The sequence below is a fragment of the Methylomonas sp. TEB genome (genome assembly GCF_047777895.1).
GTDB lineage: Bacteria > Pseudomonadota > Gammaproteobacteria > Methylococcales > Methylomonadaceae > Methylomonas.
In genome coordinates this window covers 637,349-656,643 of the sequence record NZ_CP180476.1, presented here as the reverse complement: position 1 = coordinate 656,643, position 19,295 = coordinate 637,349, and the positions used below count along the sequence as shown (strand labels likewise).

The 19,295-nt window shown below is 52.5% G+C and carries 18 protein-coding genes; 3 read left to right on the top strand and 15 right to left on the bottom strand.

What is annotated here, in order from left to right; translation table 11 throughout:
• Positions 1 to 10 precede the first annotated feature (10 nt).
• The 7 genes from dapD to ACMXD4_RS02955 all read right to left on the bottom strand — a co-directional run bounded on the left by dapD (position 11) and on the right by ACMXD4_RS02955 (position 6,848).
• Positions 11 to 829, bottom strand: a complete 819-nt coding sequence (gene dapD / locus ACMXD4_RS02985; RefSeq protein ID WP_415879794.1) for a 2,3,4,5-tetrahydropyridine-2,6-dicarboxylate N-succinyltransferase — start codon at positions 827 to 829, stop codon at positions 11 to 13.
• Between the two features lie 98 nt (positions 830 to 927).
• On the bottom strand, positions 928 to 2,130 hold the full coding sequence (gene dapC, locus ACMXD4_RS02980) for a succinyldiaminopimelate transaminase (RefSeq protein WP_415879793.1): 1,203 nt from the start codon (positions 2,128 to 2,130) through the stop codon (positions 928 to 930).
• On the bottom strand, positions 2,130 to 2,915 hold the full coding sequence (locus ACMXD4_RS02975) for a M48 family metallopeptidase (RefSeq protein ID WP_171696651.1): 786 nt from the start codon (positions 2,913 to 2,915) through the stop codon (positions 2,130 to 2,132). Before ACMXD4_RS02975 ends, dapC begins: the two co-directional genes overlap by 1 nt.
• 177 nt (positions 2,916 to 3,092) lie before the next feature.
• Positions 3,093 to 3,584 carry a CinA family protein gene (locus ACMXD4_RS02970; protein ID WP_415879792.1) on the bottom strand — a complete coding sequence of 164 codons (492 nt, stop codon included), beginning with the start codon at positions 3,582 to 3,584 and terminating at the stop codon, positions 3,093 to 3,095.
• Positions 3,585 to 3,669: 85 nt separating this feature from the next.
• Complete coding sequence (locus ACMXD4_RS02965) at positions 3,670 to 4,248, bottom strand: DUF502 domain-containing protein (protein WP_033155879.1); 579 nt, start codon at positions 4,246 to 4,248, stop codon at positions 3,670 to 3,672.
• Positions 4,249 to 4,360: 112 nt separating this feature from the next.
• A complete protein-coding gene (cydB, locus tag ACMXD4_RS02960; protein WP_415879791.1) occupies positions 4,361 to 5,452 on the bottom strand; it encodes a cytochrome d ubiquinol oxidase subunit II in 1,092 nt (363 codons plus the stop codon).
• Positions 5,442 to 6,848 (bottom strand): cytochrome ubiquinol oxidase subunit I, encoded by a 1,407-nt coding sequence (locus tag ACMXD4_RS02955; RefSeq protein ID WP_415879790.1) that lies wholly within the window; start codon positions 6,846 to 6,848, stop codon positions 5,442 to 5,444. The genes cydB and ACMXD4_RS02955 overlap by 11 nt, the downstream gene beginning before the upstream one ends.
• Positions 6,849 to 7,013: 165 nt before the next feature.
• On the opposite strand from ACMXD4_RS02955, the gene ACMXD4_RS02950 reads away from it, so the two are divergent.
• Positions 7,014 to 9,155: a diguanylate cyclase domain-containing protein gene (locus ACMXD4_RS02950; protein WP_415879789.1), complete on the top strand. Its 2,142-nt coding sequence runs from the start codon at positions 7,014 to 7,016 to the stop codon at positions 9,153 to 9,155.
• Positions 9,156 to 9,173: 18 nt separating this feature from the next.
• Here ACMXD4_RS02950 and phoR read toward each other — a convergent pair whose 3' ends face one another.
• The 3 genes from phoR to ACMXD4_RS02935 all read right to left on the bottom strand — a co-directional run bounded on the left by phoR (position 9,174) and on the right by ACMXD4_RS02935 (position 13,156).
• Positions 9,174 to 10,448, bottom strand: coding sequence for a phosphate regulon sensor histidine kinase PhoR (gene phoR / locus ACMXD4_RS02945; protein WP_205453007.1), 1,275 nt, complete (start codon positions 10,446 to 10,448; stop codon positions 9,174 to 9,176).
• Between the two features lie 6 nt (positions 10,449 to 10,454).
• A complete protein-coding gene (gene phoB, locus ACMXD4_RS02940; protein ID WP_171696657.1) occupies positions 10,455 to 11,147 on the bottom strand; it encodes a phosphate regulon transcriptional regulator PhoB in 693 nt (230 codons plus the stop codon).
• A gap of 92 nt (positions 11,148 to 11,239) precedes the next feature.
• Positions 11,240 to 13,156 (bottom strand): cytochrome c peroxidase, encoded by a 1,917-nt coding sequence (locus tag ACMXD4_RS02935; protein ID WP_415880815.1) that lies wholly within the window; start codon positions 13,154 to 13,156, stop codon positions 11,240 to 11,242.
• A gap of 130 nt (positions 13,157 to 13,286) precedes the next feature.
• On the opposite strand from ACMXD4_RS02935, the gene ACMXD4_RS02930 reads away from it, so the two are divergent.
• Positions 13,287 to 13,574 carry a hypothetical protein gene (locus ACMXD4_RS02930; RefSeq protein WP_415879788.1) on the top strand — a complete coding sequence of 96 codons (288 nt, stop codon included), beginning with the start codon at positions 13,287 to 13,289 and terminating at the stop codon, positions 13,572 to 13,574.
• A gap of 101 nt (positions 13,575 to 13,675) precedes the next feature.
• Here the strand turns inward: ACMXD4_RS02930 and ACMXD4_RS02925 are convergent, their stop codons facing one another.
• The 5 genes from ACMXD4_RS02925 to ACMXD4_RS02905 form a co-directional block, all read right to left on the bottom strand.
• Positions 13,676 to 14,491 (bottom strand): HNH endonuclease, encoded by an 816-nt coding sequence (locus tag ACMXD4_RS02925; protein ID WP_415879787.1) that lies wholly within the window; start codon positions 14,489 to 14,491, stop codon positions 13,676 to 13,678.
• A gap of 811 nt (positions 14,492 to 15,302) precedes the next feature.
• A complete protein-coding gene (locus ACMXD4_RS02920) occupies positions 15,303 to 16,616 on the bottom strand; it encodes a selenium-binding protein SBP56-related protein (RefSeq protein WP_415879786.1) in 1,314 nt (437 codons plus the stop codon).
• A 143-nt stretch (positions 16,617 to 16,759) separates the two neighbouring features.
• Positions 16,760 to 17,032 carry a DUF4242 domain-containing protein gene (locus tag ACMXD4_RS02915; protein ID WP_415879785.1) on the bottom strand — a complete coding sequence of 91 codons (273 nt, stop codon included), beginning with the start codon at positions 17,030 to 17,032 and terminating at the stop codon, positions 16,760 to 16,762.
• A 182-nt stretch (positions 17,033 to 17,214) separates the two neighbouring features.
• Positions 17,215 to 17,727, bottom strand: a complete 513-nt coding sequence (locus ACMXD4_RS02910) for a hypothetical protein (protein ID WP_415879784.1) — start codon at positions 17,725 to 17,727, stop codon at positions 17,215 to 17,217.
• 84 nt (positions 17,728 to 17,811) lie between these two features.
• Positions 17,812 to 18,408, bottom strand: a complete 597-nt coding sequence (locus tag ACMXD4_RS02905; protein ID WP_415879783.1) for a TetR family transcriptional regulator C-terminal domain-containing protein — start codon at positions 18,406 to 18,408, stop codon at positions 17,812 to 17,814.
• Positions 18,409 to 18,707: 299 nt separating this feature from the next.
• Here ACMXD4_RS02905 and dcd point away from each other — a divergent pair, with 299 nt between their 5' ends.
• Positions 18,708 to 19,274, top strand: a complete 567-nt coding sequence (gene dcd, locus ACMXD4_RS02900; RefSeq protein WP_062328840.1) for a dCTP deaminase — start codon at positions 18,708 to 18,710, stop codon at positions 19,272 to 19,274.
• The last annotated feature ends 21 nt before the right edge of the window (positions 19,275 to 19,295 follow it).

Sequence of the window (19,295 nt, the reverse complement as noted above, 5' to 3'; positions counted from 1 at the left end):
CGGCGCTAAATTAATCCCGCAACAACTCATTAATCCCGGTTTTGCTGCGGGTTTTTTCATCCACTTGCTTGATAATCACCGCGCAATACAGGCTGTGGCTGCCGTCTTTGGAGGGCAGGTTGCCGGAGACGACCACGGAGCCGGCTGGGATGCGCCCGTAGCTGACTTCGCCGGTCATGCGGTTGAAGATCTTGGTGCTTTGGCCGATGTAGACGCCCATCGATACCACGCAATTATCTTCGACGATCACGCCTTCGACGATCTCGGAGCGGGCGCCGATGAAGCAGTTGTCACCGATGATGGTGGGGTTGGCTTGCAGAGGCTCCAATACGCCGCCGATGCCGACGCCGCCGGACAAATGCACGTTTTTACCGATTTGCGCGCAGGAACCGACCGTTACCCAGGTGTCGACCATGGTGCCGCTATCGACGTAAGCGCCGATGTTGACGTAAGACGGCATCAGGATCGCGCCCGGCGCAATATAGGAACCGTAACGGGCTACTGCGTTGGGCACCACGCGGACGCCGGCTTGAGCAAAATCGGCTTCGCTATATTGACCGAATTTGGTCGGCACTTTGTCGTAATAACGCACGTCACCACTTTCGATGACTTTGTTTTCGTTGATGCGAAACGACAGTAGCACGGCCTTTTTCAGCCATTGATTGGTGACCCAATCGCCGTCTTTTTTCTCGGCGACGCGAGCTTCACCCTTATCGAGCATATTCAAGACTTCGGCAACCGCGTTACGGACTTCGGCTGATACAGTGGTTGGGCTGATTTCGGCGCGGTTTTCAAAGGCGTCGTTGATGATGGTTTCCAGGTTTGACATGGTATTTCTTAAGGTTAGTGATTAACGGGGATAGGATGTGCCGACACGGGAGGCGCATCGTCTTCGCGACCGATGCGCTTCAAGTTGTGAAGCACATCCTATGGGTTGTTTTCATTGAGAAATGCTTTAATCCGCTGCGCAGCCTCGATACATTCTTCGATAGGCGCGACCAAGGCAATGCGCACATGGTTAGCGCCGGGATTGATGCCGCCGCTATCGCGCGACAGATAACTGCCCGGCAGCACGGTAATGTTTTGCTCGGCGAACAATTTCCGCGCAAATTCGGTATCTGCAATCGGCGTCTTTAACCAAATATAAAAACTGGCCGGCGGCCGGCTGATGTCGCAGACGTCCTTGAGAATATCGATGAAAGCGGTGAACTTGTCGCGGTACAACTGGCGGTTATGCTTGACGTGCTCTTCGTCGTTCCAGGCGGCGATGCTGGCGTGCTGGGTCGGCACCGGCATCGGGCAGCCGTGGTAGGTGCGGTATTTGAAATATTGTTTCAGCACCTCGGCGTCGCCGGCCACAAAGCCGGAGCGCAAGCCGGGCGCATTGGAACGTTTGGACAGACTCTGAAAAATCACGCAGCGTTTGAAATCGGTAATGCCGGCCTGATAAGCGCTTTGCAGCAAGCCTTGCGGCGGATTGGCCTCGTCGTCGTAGAGTTCTGTATAACACTCGTCGGAGGCGATGACAAAATCGTACTGGTCGGCCAAAGCCAATAATTTCAGATGATCGGCTGGTGTCAACACCGTACCGGTTGGATTGCCCGGCGAGCAAATAAACATCAATTGGCAGCGTTGCCAAATCGCCTCCGGCACGCTGTCGAAATCCGGCAAATAACCATCGGCTTCCACGGTATTCAGATAATACGGCTCGGCGCCTGCCAGCAGAGCGGCGCCTTCGTAGATCTGATAAAAAGGATTGGGCATGATCACCACCGGCTTCTCAGCCGGATCGATCACAGCCTGCACCAAGGAAAACAAGGCCTCGCGAGTGCCGTTAACCGGCAATACCTGGGTTTCGGCATCTACTCCGCCCAACGGAATACCAAAGCGGCGACACGTCCATTCGGCAATGGTCTGGCGCAATTCCGGCAAACCTTTGGTAGTGGGGTATTGGGTCAAACCGTGCAAATGCCTTAGCAAGGCCTCCTGGATAAAGTGCGGGGTAGCGTGTTTGGGTTCGCCAATCGACAGGGCGATATGCGTTTTCTCGGCTGGCGGCGTGATGCCTTGTTTCAGCGCAGCCAGCTTTTCAAATGGGTAAGGATGTAACTGGGATAAATGCGGATTCATTATTTACTGCAATGCGGCTGTCTGCCATTGTTTTTGGCTTGTTGCTGCATTTGCAGCGCTTGATTCATATGCTGATTCAAATTCTCGATACGGCTACCGTGCGATGGATGGGTGGACATAAATTCGATAGGTTGGCCGCCCTGCGCAGCCTTATCCATTTTCAACCACAAATTCACGCTCTGCCGCGGATCAAATCCCGCTTTGGCCATTAAATCCAAACCGATGGTATCGGCTTCGGTTTCATGCACCCGGCTGAACGGCAGGATGACACCGTATTGGGCGCCAACGCCTAATAAGCCCAGCGCAGTTTGCCCCAATGCGGTTTGCGGCTGCGACACGGCTTGCACCATCGATAATCCGGTGCTGACCGCGGTTTCCTGCGACAAACGCTCATTACTGTGGCGCGCCAGGACGTGGCCTACCTCGTGACCTATGACAGCCGCCAGTTGATCTTGATTGTCGACCAGATTGATCAGACCGGTATGTACACCAATTTTGTTGCCAGGCAATGCAAACGCATTCAGGGTTTCATCTTCAAACACCACCACTTCCCATTGCCCGCCGGTTTGTTGGGTAATGGCTTGCGCCACACAGCTGGCAAATTGACTGTAGCGTGGGTTTTGCGTAATAGGGTTTTTGCTTTTCATGTCGCTGAAGGATTGCAAACCCATTTGATCGACCTGATTATCGGACATGTAGATAAACTGGGAACGGCCGGTAGGGCTAGTAGCGCAAGCAGTTACCGCTAAGGAAACAGCCGTGGAAAGCAGGAATTTTTTCAACATGGCGACAACATCCGCAAGCAAAAGAAGCGGCATTTTAACGTAACTTGTGAGCCGGAGTTAAAAGCTTTTTGGCCGATCAAGCCTTGTTCCGACTCCGGACTGAACCCAGGCTATTTACAGAACAGCTCTTGAAAATACTTGGATCAGACGCTGCCGAAGAAATAAAAATCGCCGGGATTAGGCGTTTTCCAGCATGTGTAAAAGTTGCTGCAAGCAAAACAGCGTTGCCTGCTGGCGTATCGACTGCCGGTCGCCGCTGAATTGTTTCTGCAAACAAGCGCCGTTAGCGCCGCGCATTTGCCAGGCGATAAATACGGTTCCGACCGGCTTTACCGGCGTGCCGCCATCCGGTCCGGCAATACCGGTGACGGCCAAAGCCAGATCGGCCAGGCTATTGGTCAAAGTGCCCGCCACCATTTCCAAAGCAGTCTCTTCGCTAACCGCCCCCACTCTCGCCAAAGTCTCCGGTTTGACACCCAGCATATCGATTTTGGCATCGTTGCTGTAGGTGACGAAACCCCGGTCAAACCATCCGGAACTGCCCGGCACTTCAGTAATTGCCTTGGCAATGCCGCCGCCGGTGCAGGATTCCGCCAAAGCCAGACGTAGACTCAGAGTGTTTAGTCGATTGCCGAGCGCTTCGGCGAGTAAATAGCTTGGATCGTGCATAGCAGTCCGGTTAGCTGATACGGCATCAAGCCGAGAAGGGATTTTGTTGCAGCGAAAAGGTCATCGCTGCAACAGACGGGCCAATTTACTTAGGTAATTTGGCAATTTCCGAGACTTTTTCGAAATCGGCGCCGACGCTGATGATAAAGCTGGTCACTTGCTCGATACTCATATCCGATTTAACCACTTTCGATTCGTGCACAATCACCGCAAACCCTGAAGTAGGATTGGGCGATGTCGGCACAAACAACACATAACGGTCGTCGGTCTTGTTGGTTACGTAGGCAGGCACCCAAATGCCCTCCTTTGGATATTCGATGTACACCACTTCGCGCGGCTCTTGCAATTGATGGCCGGCAATCATGTTCACCAGTTTCTTGGTCACCCGGTAAATCGTACTTAACAGCGGGATGCGCTCGATCAGGTGTTCGAACATCGCGATGATGGAAAACCGGCCCAGACTAACCCGACTCCCCACATAGGTAATGGTCGCGAAACTGGCGGCAAACAACAGAAATGTCACCAGATAATTATCGGAATAACCGTAAACGAATTGAAACAAATCGGTAAGTCGGTCTTTCACGAACAACACGATTTGTACAATCACCATAACCGGTATAAACGCCAGAATGCCGATCAGGGTGTGGTTAAGGATTTTCTTCATGATGCGCCTACCTTTATTAATTATAGTTGTTAGGAAACTAGGTTTTAGCAGAGTTACGCCGGTTAAGGAAGTCTCGATGCATGCATTGCCTCCGAAACACCCCTAGCCGCACTCAAGGTAACATTTTATAAAGGCCGCGCGTGGCAATTGCCATCAGCGGCAGCATGACCCCGGTCAAGCACAGCAGGGCGCTCAAGGTCGTCAGACTGGCGCTGGCATCCCAAATAGTCAGCGAACTATTCAAGGATATATTGGACGGCGCCAAGAACGGAAACAAGGACACTCCCATGGTTAAAATCACCATCACCACCATCACGGCACTAGCCAGCAACGCCCAATACGCTCTATCCAGACGGGACAGCACCAACGCGGCTATCCCGCAGACAAAGGCCAAAGCAGGCAAGGCCCATAAGGCCGGTTCGTGCTCGTAATTGTCCAGCCACAAACCGTCGCCGCGTTTCACAAATTTGGTCAATGGGTTGGAAACCCCATTCGGCATAATCTCGGTGCTGACGTGATAACCCTCCAAATGAGTAATCCAACCGCCGGCCAACGCAAACAACACCAAAAACGCCAAACCGCTGGACATGACCAGCGCCTTGCTGCGCTGGTATAGCTCGTCTTGGCTATGCGTTTGCAGGTAAATCGCGCCATGCACTGCCAATAAGGCTACGCAGGTAGCGCCAACCAAGGACGCAAACGGACTGAACAGCCCGGAAAAACTGCCCAGAAAAGCAATGTGCATATCACTGGCTAAATGAAACGGCACGCCTTTCAACAGATTGCCGGCCATCACCCCCAACAGCGCCGCCGGCAACAAGCCACTGATAAACAAGGCCTTATCCCATTTTTTCAGGCTATCCTCGCGCGTCACGCTAGCTCTGAAATACCAACCCAAAGGCCGCACGAATAGCGATAACACCATCAACAACAGCAAAGGCTGAAAACTGGCAAACGTCGCCGCATACACTGTCGGCCAACCGGCAAACAACACGCCAATGGTTACCAATAGCCAGACCTGATTCCCGGCGCTGGTTGGCGCCAACCTGGCAACCAGCCCGGTGCGCTGCGCCTCGGAGGCATGCAAAAAGGGTAACAACAGGCTGACGCCGATCTCGATACCGCTGCTCAGCACAAAACCGATCACGAACAAACCCAACACGCCCCAACAGATCAAGCGCAGCATTTCATAATCAAGCAACATAACTCGGCTCCTGGTTAATCGGCAACGCGGTGGCGCTGCCCTGCCCGATAAACTTTAAAGTTAACATGACGGCCAACGCCAGCAGGCCGGCATAGGTCAAACCGTAAGCCGCCAGACTGACTGCCAGATCGGCGACAGCCAATGTGGATACCCCGTGCCAGATGGGCAGCATATCGGCCACCAGCCAAGGCTGCCGGCCGAACTCCGAGATAAACCAGCCGCTGGCACTCGCCAACCACGGCAACGGCAAGGCATAAACACTGGCCTTGAACAACCAGGCATGCCGCCAACCGACGATATTGACCGCGTTTGCCGCTACAAACAGCAGCGCCAGTAAGGCGCCGGCCGCAATCATCAGTCTATATCCCCAATACAAACGTCCGCTAGCCGGCACGCTGGCGCTAACGGCTTGTTCTATCTGCGCCGGACTGGCATCGGTCACGCTTTCCCGCCAACGCTTCAGTAATAAACCATAACCCAAATCCACTTTGGCGGCGGCAAATGCCGCCAACAGTTCCGGCTCTGTTTTGTCGTCGCGCAATTCTTGCAACATTGCGTAAGCTTTTATGCCATTGCCGATGCGCTGGCGATTTTGTGCCAATGTCGCAGCATTGGGCAGGCCGTTAATGGCCGCCAATTTGTCATGCTGCATCGCGCCGGCGCCATAAACACTGGCATCGCCTATCGCCATCGTAGCGATCACACTCGCCAAACCCAAAGCGGCCGCCATCCGGTAAGAACATTGCGCCAATTCGGTTTCGCGCTGCTTCAGTAAATAGTAAGCACTGATAGCCAACACAAAACCAGCCGCCACCACATAACCGGCCAGCAAACTATGCACAAATTTCGCCCAAGCCAGCGGATTGCTCAGCACCAACGACACATCAAGCAACTCCAGGCGCAGCGTTTGGGTGTTCAATTCCGCACCCACGGGATTTTGCATCCAGCCGCTGGCGATCAGAAAGCCGAAAAAACTCAAGTGATAGCCAATCGCGATTAGCCAAGTCACCGCCAGATGTGTGCCTTTACCCAGGCGCTGCCAGCCAAATAAAAACCAGCCTAGGCCGTTGGCAGCTATAAACAAACCGGCAAACCCCAACAATAAAGGCAAGGCAAACACATCGCCGACATAATGCGCAAAATACGACCAATGAGTGCCGAATTGACTCGCCATCACCAAAGAAGAAGCCATATTCAAGCCAAAACCAATCGCGAACAACTTGCCCCAGAACTGGGTGATACGTTGATAAACGCTCTGCCCGCTGAATACAAACCAGGACTCCATAGCCGCCAACAAGAGCGATAAACCCAGCGTCAAAGGTACGAATAGAAAATATTGCACCGCATGCAGCGCAAACTGCGCCCGCGATAACTCAACAACCGTTTCGGAAATCATCCCCACTCCTCGGTCAAGCTCAAAAATGCGGGCAATTATAGAGTTATCCGCTTGTTTGTCTGCGATTTTTCTCGACCGATTCGCATTAAAACCCGCGTGAAAAACTGGAGAATACAGACGACTGATATACACTTTTCAACTTACAAGCACACATTCCAAATCCTCATGGGCTTTACTCCGCGCCACATCGTTGGACTGAAAATAGTCGCTATAGCCCTGCTCTACGCCATGCTGGCCAAACTGGTATTGGCTTTTTTTTCCGACAACGGCAATGTCACGCTGGTTTGGTTTCCAGCCGGCCTGGGGATGGCCACTTTTCTGTTGGGCGGCAAGCGCTATTGGCCGGGCGTATTCATCGGCGCGTTTCTGGCCGGCATGCTGGTCGGCGACTCCTGGTTAATCTCCGCCTGCATCGCTACCGGCAATATCCTGGAATCCTGGCTTGGCGCCTGGCTACTGCTCGGCAACCCAGGCTTTTCTCTATCGCTACGGCACCCGCGGGATTTTGCCTGGCTGACATTGACAGGCATCATCGCCGCCTGCTTCAGCGCACTGATTGGCCCCATGACCTTGTTTTTAAGCAAGTATCTGCCTGCCGAAGCCCTGCTACCCAGTATGCGGCACTGGTGGATGGCCGATGTATTGGGAATCGCCTTGGTCACGCCTTTAATTCTGATCTGGCGACACTGGCCGAAAGACTGGTTCGCCCCCAAACGCTTACTGGAAACGCTGGCCTTCATAGCAACGAGTTTTTTGAGCGGCCAGGCGGTGTTTTTAAGCTGGTTCCCCAACCTGCTGAACGCTTACGGCGAAACTTATTGGGCCTTCCTGTTTGTGGTTTGGGCGGCTGTCAGATTCGGCCGTCACGGCGTGCTGCTTTTGGTGACCATGACCGCCATTCAATCCCTGTGGGGATTGCAACATCAGTTGGGCGCATTCGCCACCACACACCTGCAAAGCGGCCTGCTAAACATCTGGTTTTACCTGTTCATCCTGGCCAGCGTGGGTATACCGTTGGCCCTGACTTTATTCCATCAACAACAAATCAACCAGGCCTTGCAACAAAGTGAGGCCCGCTTGAGTTTTGCATTGGAAACCATCGATACCGGCGCCTGGGATCTAGATTTGCAAGATTATTCGGTGCAACGCACGGCCATACACGATCAAATTTTCGGCTACAGCCAACTACTGCCGCATTGGACCTATCATACATTTCTCGGCCATGTCACACCGGAACATCGAGATATGGTCAATGCCGGTTTCCAAACTGCCTGCACCCAACACAGCAATTGGAATTTCGAATGCCGGATTCGCCGCATCGACGGCGCAATCCGCTGGATTCGCGGCTCCGGTTGCCACCAAATCGGCAATAGCCCACGCATGACCGGTATTTTGCAAGACATCACGGCACACAAATTGGCTGAAGAAGATCGGCAACTAGGGATGTTGTTTTACCAAAATTGCAGCGAAGCGATGATGATCACCGAAGCGGATGCCACCATCGTCTCGATTAACCCGGCATTCAGTCGCATTACCGGTTACTCCGCCGAAGAAATAATCGGCAAGAACGCCCGGATTCTAGGCTCCGGCCGGCATGACGATAGTTTTTTCCAATCCATGTGGCAAATCATCAATAGCAAAGGGAAATGGCAGGGCGAAATCTGGAATCGACGTAAAAACGGCGAACTTTATGTCGAGCAGCTCAACATCAACACCATTTTCGACCGCAACGGACTACCGCTAAAGCGTATTGGCCTGTTTTTCGACATCACCCAACGTAAGCTTGGTGAAGAACAACTGTGGAAACAGGTCAATTTAGATCCGCTCACGGGTGTTGGCAATCGCCGCCTGTTTTACGACAGACTGGAGCAAGACATTAAAAAAGCGCAGCGCGGCGGCTGGTTTTTGGCATTGCTGGTGGTGGACATCGAGCACTTCAAAGACATTAACGAGCGCTTTGGTTATGCGCAAGGCGACAGCATCTTGCAGGAAGCCGCGCAGCGCGTGCTAGCGAATGTGCGGGAAACCGATTTGGTGGCGCGAATGGATGGTGCGGAATTTGCGGTCATCCTTGCCGAGCTGGAAAAAACCGACAGCACTGAGCGCGTCGCGCAATTAATTATCGAAAAACTCGCCGAACCGTTTACGCTGGAACACGATACAGCCCAACTCAATTGCCGTATCGGTATCGCCATCTGCCCTGACCATGCCGACAATACCGAAGCGCTGAAACAAGCCGCTATGAATGCCGCCAAAAAAGCCGCCTCACAAACTTACCGATTCGCCAATCCGCCGACCGCGTTTTAACCGCGATTCAGCCAAGCCTCAACACAGGCGCTGCCGCGGAAACACGCAGCGGAATTTACTGCCTCTGCCCAGTTGGCTTTCAATGTCCAGCTTGGCATCGTGCCTGACCAACACATGCTTGACGATGGCCAGCCCCAAACCGGTGCCGGGGATTTTTTGATTGCGTTTCACTTCGGCGCGGTAAAAGCGTTCGGTAATCCGGGGAATATCCACACTGGAGATGCCGTCGCCAAAATCTTCCACTTCAAAATAAACGCTGCCGTCGGGCTTGCCCCGCCAACTCACTTTAACCGGCGAGCTAGGCTGCGAATATTTCATGGCATTGACCAACAGATTGCTGAAAGCGCTACGCAACTCCTCCATATCGCCACGCACATTGGCTCGGCTATCCAACACCAGCTCGACCCGGCGCTCGTCCTTTTCCAACAAATCGCTTTCCTGGCAAACCTGCACGAGCAAATCAGGAATATTCACGCATTCGAATTTCTTGGTTTTGCTCTCCAGGCGCGCCAGTAGCAGTAAATCATCGATCAAGGCTTGCATGCGCTCGGTCTGTGCCGCCATGTTTTGGAATGAGCGCGTGTAAGGACTGCTACCGTCGTCAAGTTCCTGCAAGGTCTCCAGATAACCACGCAACACGGTAATCGGCGTGCGTAATTCGTGCGAGACATTGGCCACAAAGTCGGTACGCATCCGTTCGATGTTCTTTAGATGGGTGACATCCTGCGCCATCAACAAACGTAAGCCGGCACCGTAAGGGAAGATACCGATTTGCAAAATCATGTTTTCGTTGATAGGCGAAGGAATACAAACCTTGTTGTGGTAATCCTGATCCTTCAGGTACTGAATAAACAGCGGGTGCCGCACCAAGTTAGGAATCCGCTGCCCGTTATCGGAACGCTTCAGACCCAGATAGTCATAGGCCACCTTGTTGCTCCATTCGATTTCGCCGTAGCTGCCTAGTACCACAATGGCGTCAGGCAAGGCGCTGGTCGATTTGCGAAACCCATCCAGCATTTTGCCCAACTTCTTCTTCTGGCGTTTTTGGCTTTTGCGAATTTTATAAAAGTGGTAGTAGATGTCGCCCCAGATCCCTTTAAAATCCGGACGCTCTCCGCGGCCGCCCTGGCTTAACCAACGCTCCAGGCGGCTCACGTTGATCGATTGCTTAATGTAGAGAAAAAGGGTGATTGCCCATAAGAAATAGCTGAGGTGCCCGACAAAAAAACTCAGCAGTAAAGCCGGTATCAGTAAAGCAATAGCAATATTTATTTCCCGCTGCCAACGCTGCATGAATAATCAGTTTGCCATCGAAAAACGGTAGCCAAATCCGCGTACGGTCTGGATCAGTTCCTCGCGGCCATATTCGGCCAGAATTTTGCGCAAGCGGCGAATATGCACATCCACGGTACGCTCCTCTATGTACACGCTACGCCCCCAGACCTGATCCAGCAAATGGGTTCGGCTGTAGACCTTGTCGGGATTGGTCATAAAAAACTGCATCAATCTAAACTCGGTAGGACTGACTTCCAAACTGCGGCCGGCAATAGTCAGTTTGTGTTGCTCGGCATCCAAAGTGAGGTCGCCGACGCTGAGCTGTCCGGATTCCGACAGCTTGCCGCTGCGACGCATGACGGCCTTGATGCGGGCGATCAGTTCTTTGGGCGAAAAAGGCTTGGTCACATAATCGTCGGCACCAATTTCCAAACCGCGAATTTTGTCTTCTTCCTCGCCGCGCGCGGTGAGCAAAATAATAGGCAATTCCTTGTAACCCGGTTCATTTTTCAAGCGTCTGGCCAATTCCACGCCGCTGATCCCCGGCAGCATCCAGTCCAGGATAATCAAATCCACCATATTATCGGCCAAACTCTCCCTGGCCTGCTCGGCACTGCCTACGGCGATCACCGTCAAATTGGCCTGTTCCAGCACCATGACCAGCATCTCCCTGATCGCTTCTTCGTCTTCCACGACCAGGATTTTCAAGTTCGACATAAGCATGTTTAGTCTAAAGGGTCCAAGGATTAGGCTAATTTAGCAGCGCTATATTACCGTTTTGTGACAAAAAAAGCCGGCCAATCCCCGAGCTATCGTCCCTTACCAGGGTCCGGCATCGGCCGCGCCGTCACACCACTATCGCCAACCGGCGCGGCAAAGGCGTCCGACACTAAAGTACTTATATTGCCGCCGCTCAGCGCTTCCAGAAACGCTACAAGATCGGCGCTTTCCTGATCAGACAAGCCCAGCGGCTTGAGCAAGGGCGACAAATTTTCGTTGGCTACGCCGCCTTGATTATAAAACTTCACCACCTCCGCCAGACTAGGCAAGGAACCGTTATGCATATAAGGCGCGCTGAGCGCGACGTTGCGCAGCGACGGGGTTTTGTAAGCCCAGCGGTCGGCGGGATTTTGGCTGATCTCGTAATAGCCCAAGTCGCCGGGTTTCTCGGTATTTACACCTTTCAGATGCTCGCTATCCACATCCACAAACACGCCCGGCGCCACTTGCACTCTTTGTTTTTCCGGCGACTTTTGCATGGATTCGGCATAGCCAATACCGGTGTTATGGCGTTTTTGATCGGTAAATAAGGCAGACTTGTCGCCAATCACGTGACAACTGCTGCAAGCGGCTTTACCGGTAAACAAAGCAAAACCCCGTTGCGCCGCCTCGCTAATCGCCGTTTTTTGTTTCCCAAAATACCAGCGGTCGAATGGCGAATCGGCGGCATTTAACGTGCGCTGATAACTGGCCAAGGCCTGACCGATGGTTTCCATCGTCGGCCCTTTGTTGAAGGCTTTTTCGAACAGCCCCCGATAGTCGGCACTGGCTTTTAGCTTATCCACCACATAGCCGATAGACGGATTCGCCATTTCGTTATGCGCCAGCAGCGGCCCCCAGGCTTGTTGTTCCAGGCTATTCTCACGTCCATCGTGAAACAGTAATTGCGCATAACCGACGATATACAAGGTCGGACTGTTACGCCGAACACTACGCCCTTCGATGCCCACCGCCGTGGTCATTTCGTTATTACTAAAACCCTGCTCCGGGATATGGCAGATCGCGCAGGAAAACGTATTGTTCAACGACAACCGTCGGTCGAAGAACAGCTTTCGGCCCAGCGCTATCTTGGCTGGCGTGAGCGGGTTGTCTTTGGGCACCGGTAATTTCGGCAAACCCAGCGGCGGTTGTTGCGCAAACGCCAGCAAATTAGCCGGCTGACCCATACGTTGCGCCAGCGCCAGCGAGCGGGTTTGGTAATCGGCTTGCTGGTAGTTTTGTTTATTGTCGCCAGGCTGGAACAACATGTCGGCCCGTGCCGGTAGTGGCGAGGTTTGTGGTTTAGCATCGGCCAGCAAGGTTTTGACATCGTTGATCAGCGTGTCGGCATGCAGAAAATCCACGCTATAAATATTGCGGACGTTCTTGTCTTTATCGATCAAATACACCCTAAGCAAATGCGAAAACGTGCCGGTAAACTGGCCTTTGTCGTCGTAGACTTTTTGCACATTTTGCTGGTAGCCATCGAGGATGGGTTGCAAGCTGGCCTCGTCTTTAGTGGTCAGAAATTGCCAATCGAAATCGCCGGTTTTAAATCCCTCGCCGTAATGGCGCATCATTTCCGGCGTGTCTTGGGCAGGGTTAAAGCTCAACGTCAATAACCTGAGTTTGTCCGCCAATTCCGGCTGTTTTTGCAATTGCCTGCTGATCTTGTGCAACACCTGGGTCGCCAGCGGGCAGCCGTTGACATCGCTGCAGGCGGCGTAGATGAAGCTCAGCAATACCAGCTTGCCCCCCATTAAGTCGTGGAGGTGTTTGGGCTGGTTGTTGGCGGTTATTACTTCACCGTCGGCAGCTTTGGTGATGATGGGTAGGGTGTAGGTGCCGGGTTTTGCGGGTTCGAAAGGTAGGGTGTTGTAGCCGGGGGCTAGGGGTTTAGGTTCTTGAGCTTGGCTTAATGGCGTTATCAAGTTAAAGAGAAAGCACAGGAACCCTATCGTTCCCATGCTCCAGCGTGGGAATGCCGCTGCGGACGCTCCAGCGTCGGCTTTCGGAAAAAGTAGACTGAGGCGATAAGGAAGTTTCATGATTGCTGTTTACATGGGATAGGTGTCGCTAACGCGACGGCTTGTTTTAATGTCGGTTCGCGGACCGACGGCCGCGATACTTTCTTTTGCTTGGCCAAAAGAGAGTATCCAAAGAAAAGGCGACCCGGATGCCGCTTATTCCCTGCGCTCCGAAGCTTTTGAACGGGGTTGCCGAAAGGGGCTTCCTGCCCCTTCGGCAACGCGCCGCATCCATGCGACGCCCCTCCGGGCTGATCCGTTCAAAAGCTCCGGTGCTCGGCTCGGCATACGGGAAAAAACCATCCCGGAATTTGAAGGACACTTTGTTTTTATAAAAAATGTTCCTTCGATGCAGTGAAACGGAATCGAGGGGAAGACGGCTCCGATTATCCTCGATTCCACTGCGTTTCATCGACGCTACTTGCTAGTGTTCGCATCGCCCCCAAGTTTACGACCTTGTTAGCAGCGAACCTGGCCGCCATAGGTATGCACAATTTTTCGCAATTCTTCAACTGAGAGTACTTGCTTATTTCGATGGAGCATCGAGTGACAGTTAGGACAAACTGGGCGCAAATCCTCTTCAGGATTAATTTCGTATTCTTCGCGAATCTCGGATAAAGGCTTCAAATGGTGAACATGCATATACCCCTTGCCTAGTTGCCCGTAAAACAACTCGAAGTGAAAGTTGCAAACAGCACAATTAAGCCCCCATTTTCTGATACAACGTTCACGGGCCTCAGGGTTGCGTTCATAAGCATTAACTATGACTTGTTTTGTTGCACCTTCTTTGACTGAGCTATCTGCTAGGAGCTCATCTGCGTAGGGTATGCCAACACCTCCGGTTCTTTCCAACCAAAGCCGTTCAAGATTCGAAGCAACTTCATCAGGTATTGTTTTGCCAGAGCCTTGAGAATCCCAAACTTTCAAATCAAAATCATCTAACTCTGTGCGGTCAATTTTTATTTCGGACAACGGATCATATAGCCGATCAAAATTCACCATGACATACAGAGATGTTTTACCAGCTTTTCTTTTTTCCTCGTTGAAATGAGGTTCCTCGAATGGTTGTTGGGTTACATACCCAGAACCAAATATTCCTTTATAGCTCCCTTTACCTTGCTTAGTAAGAAACACTCTTGATCCTAACGGTATATTCTTCGTGCTGCCGCAACTCCAACGTTGAATAGTTTCACCTGCCCGATGTAAATCAAGCCGCTCTTTGAGTTTTTCATAACCCCATTCATCGGGCTTCCATGTAAGTAAAAATGTACTCATCTGTTCCTTATGTAAATAACTAAGGCCGTAACCGGGGAGTCGCTATTTTTGTCGAAAGATTTTTTCGAGCTTCCCAGCAGGAAAAAATCGGCAAAAATCACGCGACCGCTTATGCCTTCGGTGCCCCGATTCGTCCGCGTCACCTCGTTCCGACCCAACAAGGGATCGAAACTTAGGCTCTCGCATGACTTGACGCCGTGTCTCGATGCCTTGCAGGTTTTCTCCGCTTCGCTGCGAAAACCCGCCCGGCGCTACGGCTATCGGGGACTAAAAATCTTCACTCCGCTGGCACTCCGTTTCCAAGATTTTCAGCGGGCGCATTTAGGGCGTCAATAGGCGTAGCCTAATTGCGCCGCATGTTGGCTTTAAATCATTCGGCGCATTAAGCTATTGCGAACGCGCCCTACGATACTTGGGACCGGGTTCCCCCCGTATGCCGCGCCGAGCACCGAAGCTTTTATCGAGATCAGCCCGAAGGGGTGCGGCAGGGAGAGCCTGCCCCGCTTTTTCGGGCATGCCGCACGTCGGCGGAGGGGCTGGGAAGCCCCTTCTGCCGACCCTCGATAAAAGCTTCGGCGCGCAGGAAACAAGCGGCGTCCGGGTGGCCTTTTCTTTGGATACTTTCTTTTGGCCAAGCACAAATTCGCCTGGAGCGAATTTGAACAGCCGATAGGCTGGCCCGCAGGGCGAAAACCACGGATGGTTTTCGTAGCGAAAGTATCTCGGCTGTCGGGCCGAGCCCCGACTTCAAATCAAGCCGTCGCGCCAGCGACACAAATGCAACACACCCGAACGGCCACCGAGCAAACAACTACTTAGGCGAACCACCATACAAAGCATACGCCCCAAACCGCATTTGATGCGCCCTACCCAACTTCTCCTTAGTAAAATCAATCGAGAACTGCTCAGTCAACTTGCTGCCGTCCCAGCTGTAAGCTTTGAAGAATTGCTCATTATCCGCGCCTTTCTTGTCCCAATTGGCCAGCAGCGACGAGGTGTAATACAGGCGCTTGCCGTCCCAGCTGGATGACACCATATTCACTTGCGCGCCGATTTTTTGCTCGAACACTTGCTTGGGGTGGAACGGGTCGCTGATGTCGAAGCGGCGGGTCATGCCGTCCATGAAGGTGTTGACCCATAAAGTTTTGTCGTCGCTGGAGATGGAGATGTCCACCGGCAGCGGGATTTTGGCCGGTTCGCCGATGTCGGCAACATCCTTGGCTTGCCATTCGCCTTTGTCGTCTTGATGAATCAGCCAGATTTTTGAAGTCAACGCGGTGCTGGTGAAGCAGTAGTTATGCTCTTCCGCCCAGGCGCAACGAATTTCCAAGGGCGCACCGGGAACGTCGAAGACTTTCTTGGGTTGACGGCTATGTAAATCCCATTGCACCACGGTGTTGCCGAAGCGTTTCATCGCTTCCGGGTCGGCCAGCATTTTGCCGAAATCCATCATGTAATTCGACCAGCCGGTGAACGACGAAGTCAGCATCAGGTTTTTGCGCGGCAATACCCGCACGTCGTAGTTATAGCCGTCGGCGTATTTGCCGGATTTGATCGCTCCTTCCAGGTTGCTGTCGGTTGGCAGCCAGTAGGTGGCGATGTAATCGCCGGCGTTGCTGTATTCCACAATCGCGGTGCGGCCGCCGTGGTCTTTGTTATTGGACAGGCCGGTGATGATCATCCGCCCCGGCAAGGCATACAAGCTATGCGGACCGACCACGCCGCCGCTCTTGGCGACGAAATCGGTGATGGTCTTGGTCAGCTTAGGCTTGGCGGGATCGGTGGCGACGTCGAAGATGAAGATCTTGTTGGTATCGAGGCCGCCAGCCCACAGGAAGCGGCGGTCGTCGGTAAAGTCGGAATGGTGGGCTTCGTTACGGCCGCCAACAGACAGACTGCCGATGACCTTGCCGTATTGCTTGGACTTTGGATTGACGTCGACGGTGACCAGCTTGTCCTGCTCATCGCCGACGCCTTCGGCGCCCAAAGTCCAAATGTAAACGAAATCTTCCTGGCCGGTGATTTTCGCCATGTATGGCGAGGCGCAGGTTTCATCGGCGTTGGCGGACAGACTGGCGGTGCCGAGCATTAGTGCGGCGGTAAAAGTGCTTAGTTTGAATGTCATGATGTTCTCTCCCCTGGTTGTTGTTATCGTTCCCACGCTCCAGCGTTGGAATGCATGTTGAACCGCTCTAGCGGTTCGGGACGCCGGAGCGTCCCTGGCTCGGTTCCAACGCCGGAGCGTGGGAACCATAAATTGGTGGTGTATCAATCGCCCGTGGTCGGGTCGATAATGGTGGTAATTTGTTCGATGCGATTGGCCGGAAACCCGCCTTGCTCGGCGTGTTCGCGTATTGCTTGTTCGCTGTCGGCAATATACACGCAATACACTTTGTCGCCGGTCACGTAGCTGTGCAGCCATTGGATGCGCGGCCCCATGTCGCGCAAAACACCGCAGGATTTTTGGGAAATGCCTTGCAACTCGGCCTGTGTCAGCTGGCCGGCGCCGGGAATGTCGCGTTCGATGATGTACTTGGGCATGATGATCTCCTAATAAATGACCGGTCGTCTAATTTTCCGGCGTTAAAAAATGCTGCCGGGTGGGCAGCGGTTATTTCGATTCGTAGGCTGGGTAGAGCGAAAGCGAAACCCAGCTCAAGCCTATCAATGCTGGGTTTCATTTCATTCAACCCAGCCTACGCACTCTACCCGTCTTAGGGTCCTCATGAAATTTGATCAGCTTGTAAGAACTTTTCTAACTCATTCAATATATTTTGTTTTCCTTCTTTCAGTTTGGCGAGAGCATCAGACTTGGGATGCTTATATGGTGGAACATTATTCAGTGTGTCTCTCATTCTTTTTTCCGCAGTATAACCGTTGCCACGCCTCTCTAAATCATCGGAAATTTTGATTTCCAATATCCTTATCTGCTCATTGTATTCCCTAAGTAAATCGGAAAATGCACTGAGCCTTGCAGACCTTTCTTGAGCATTGGCCGATCTTTCAAATTGTTTCCGACTCTGTGTTAGATCTTCCCTCTGCATCCAGATTTGAATGATCAAGCCACTAAATGCCAATCCTGTAAACAAGGTGTTCAGCAAACCAAAACTATCTCCGAAAGCCCAAGGTTGTTTAACCCAGTCTGCTTCGGTATTGGCGGTTAAAAGCATCCAATACACGGCAAATAATCCTAAAGTAATGATTAGAGGCAATAGGAGCAAAAGTTTTTTTCTCATCGGTTATATGGTTAGACTGAGCTAATTAGGCTGAATTTTTTCTTAGGCACCATAGGTTTAGGCAACAATTCTGAGATCACAAATCTAACCCCGAAAATAATCATCCAACAAATCCCGACAAACCGCCTGCAAAGGCTCCACCGATTGCTCGACCTTCATCCGCAGCAACGCGCCCTGCCAACCGTTAAGCATCAAATCCGCCATGCTTTTCGCCGAGCGATCCAGCCGCACCGAACCTTGCTTTTGTCCGCGTTCCAATGCCGCTTGCTGCAAGGCACTGTATCGACCGACGGCATCCAATAAAGCATCGCGGCATAAGGGACTGGTGTCGCCAATCTCGCCCATCAGATTGCCCAGCAAGCAACCGCCTTTGAAACCACTTATAGCGACTTCGCCGATCAAGCCAGTGTAATAGGCTTTCAAGGCGGCCAAGCCGTCCGTTTCCGGGTTTTGCAAATGCCCGGACAAGCGCAGGATAAACGGCTCGATGTAGTGGTGTATCGCCTCGGCGGCAAACTGTTCCTTGCTACCGAAATAACTGTAAAACGAGCCTTTCGGGATTTGTACCGTGTCCAGAATCTCTTTTAGACCGGTGGCGTGGTAGCCTTTTTCCAACAGCAAGCTGACGCCCTGCTCCAGGAGTTTGTCTTTTTTGATCTGTTTGGGTGCCAATTTCGCCATGGGCCGCATTATGCGACCGGTCGTCTTATTTTGTAAATAAGTTTTTTCTAATTTAGAAAAATAACCGTTCGATCCTTACAAGTCGAGGTGGGAGACGGTGCTCTCTGACAATTTAAGCCTGTCAATTAACCGCTTTCGCGGCAACCTGACCTAGCTGATACGGCTTCTTACCCCATAACCCAGCACAGCAACCGCCAAACCTCAACAAATTAGCGCCTTTCGGCAAGGCAACTAGCGATTTTTCCCGCCTAATATGCTATTTTGAAGCCTCTGTTATTTTTCCCTACCCAACCAGCAACATGAGCATAAAATCAGACAAATGGATACGCCGCATGTCCGAGCAACACGGCATGATAGAGCCGTTTCAGGCCGGGCAAGTCCGTGAATCCGCGCAAGGCCGCATCATTTCCTATGGCACTTCCAGTTACGGCTATGACGTGCGCTGCTCCAACGAGTTTAAAATCTTCACCAACATCAATTCCACCATCGTCGATCCGAAAGATTTTGACGAAGGCAGCTTTGTGGATGTGAAATCCGACGTCTGCATTATTCCGCCCAACTCGTTTGCGCTGGCCCGCACCGTGGAGTTTTTCCGGATTCCACGCGACGTACTGGTCATCTGTCTGGGTAAATCGACCTATGCCCGTTGCGGCATCATCGTCAACGTCACCCCGCTGGAACCGGAATGGGAAGGCCATGTGACGCTGGAGTTTTCCAACACCACCCCGCTGCCGGCAAAAATCTACGCCAACGAAGGCGTCGCACAAATGCTGTTTTTCGGCGGCGACGAAGTCTGCGAAACCTCTTATAGAGATCGCGGCGGCAAGTATCAAGGCCAAACCGGAGTTACCTTGCCCAAGGCTTGAGTGCCCGATTCTTTAAACGCC

Coding starts and splice junctions, on each gene's coding strand:
- ACMXD4_RS02925 (WP_415879787.1), bottom strand. CDS start 14,491: ATGAGTACATTTTTACTTACATGGAAGCCCGATGAATGGGGTTATGAA.
- dcd (WP_062328840.1), top strand. CDS start 18,708: ATGAGCATAAAATCAGACAAATGGATACGCCGCATGTCCGAGCAACAC.
- ACMXD4_RS02975 (WP_171696651.1), bottom strand. CDS start 2,915: ATGTTGAAAAAATTCCTGCTTTCCACGGCTGTTTCCTTAGCGGTAACT.
- ACMXD4_RS02920 (WP_415879786.1), bottom strand. CDS start 16,616: ATGACATTCAAACTAAGCACTTTTACCGCCGCACTAATGCTCGGCACC.
- dapC (WP_415879793.1), bottom strand. CDS start 2,130: ATGAATCCGCATTTATCCCAGTTACATCCTTACCCATTTGAAAAGCTG.
- ACMXD4_RS02915 (WP_415879785.1), bottom strand. CDS start 17,032: ATGCCCAAGTACATCATCGAACGCGACATTCCCGGCGCCGGCCAGCTG.
- ACMXD4_RS02930 (WP_415879788.1), top strand. CDS start 13,287: ATGTCGGTTCGCGGACCGACGGCCGCGATACTTTCTTTTGCTTGGCCA.
- phoR (WP_205453007.1), bottom strand. CDS start 10,448: ATGCAGCGTTGGCAGCGGGAAATAAATATTGCTATTGCTTTACTGATA.
- ACMXD4_RS02905 (WP_415879783.1), bottom strand. CDS start 18,408: ATGGCGAAATTGGCACCCAAACAGATCAAAAAAGACAAACTCCTGGAG.
- ACMXD4_RS02970 (WP_415879792.1), bottom strand. CDS start 3,584: ATGCACGATCCAAGCTATTTACTCGCCGAAGCGCTCGGCAATCGACTA.
- ACMXD4_RS02910 (WP_415879784.1), bottom strand. CDS start 17,727: ATGAGAAAAAAACTTTTGCTCCTATTGCCTCTAATCATTACTTTAGGA.
- cydB (WP_415879791.1), bottom strand. CDS start 5,452: ATGTTGCTTGATTATGAAATGCTGCGCTTGATCTGTTGGGGCGTGTTG.
- ACMXD4_RS02955 (WP_415879790.1), bottom strand. CDS start 6,848: ATGATTTCCGAAACGGTTGTTGAGTTATCGCGGGCGCAGTTTGCGCTG.
- ACMXD4_RS02935 (WP_415880815.1), bottom strand. CDS start 13,156: ATGGGAACGATAGGGTTCCTGTGCTTTCTCTTTAACTTGATAACGCCA.
- phoB (WP_171696657.1), bottom strand. CDS start 11,147: ATGTCGAACTTGAAAATCCTGGTCGTGGAAGACGAAGAAGCGATCAGG.
- ACMXD4_RS02950 (WP_415879789.1), top strand. CDS start 7,014: ATGGGCTTTACTCCGCGCCACATCGTTGGACTGAAAATAGTCGCTATA.
- ACMXD4_RS02965 (WP_033155879.1), bottom strand. CDS start 4,248: ATGAAGAAAATCCTTAACCACACCCTGATCGGCATTCTGGCGTTTATA.
- dapD (WP_415879794.1), bottom strand. CDS start 829: ATGTCAAACCTGGAAACCATCATCAACGACGCCTTTGAAAACCGCGCC.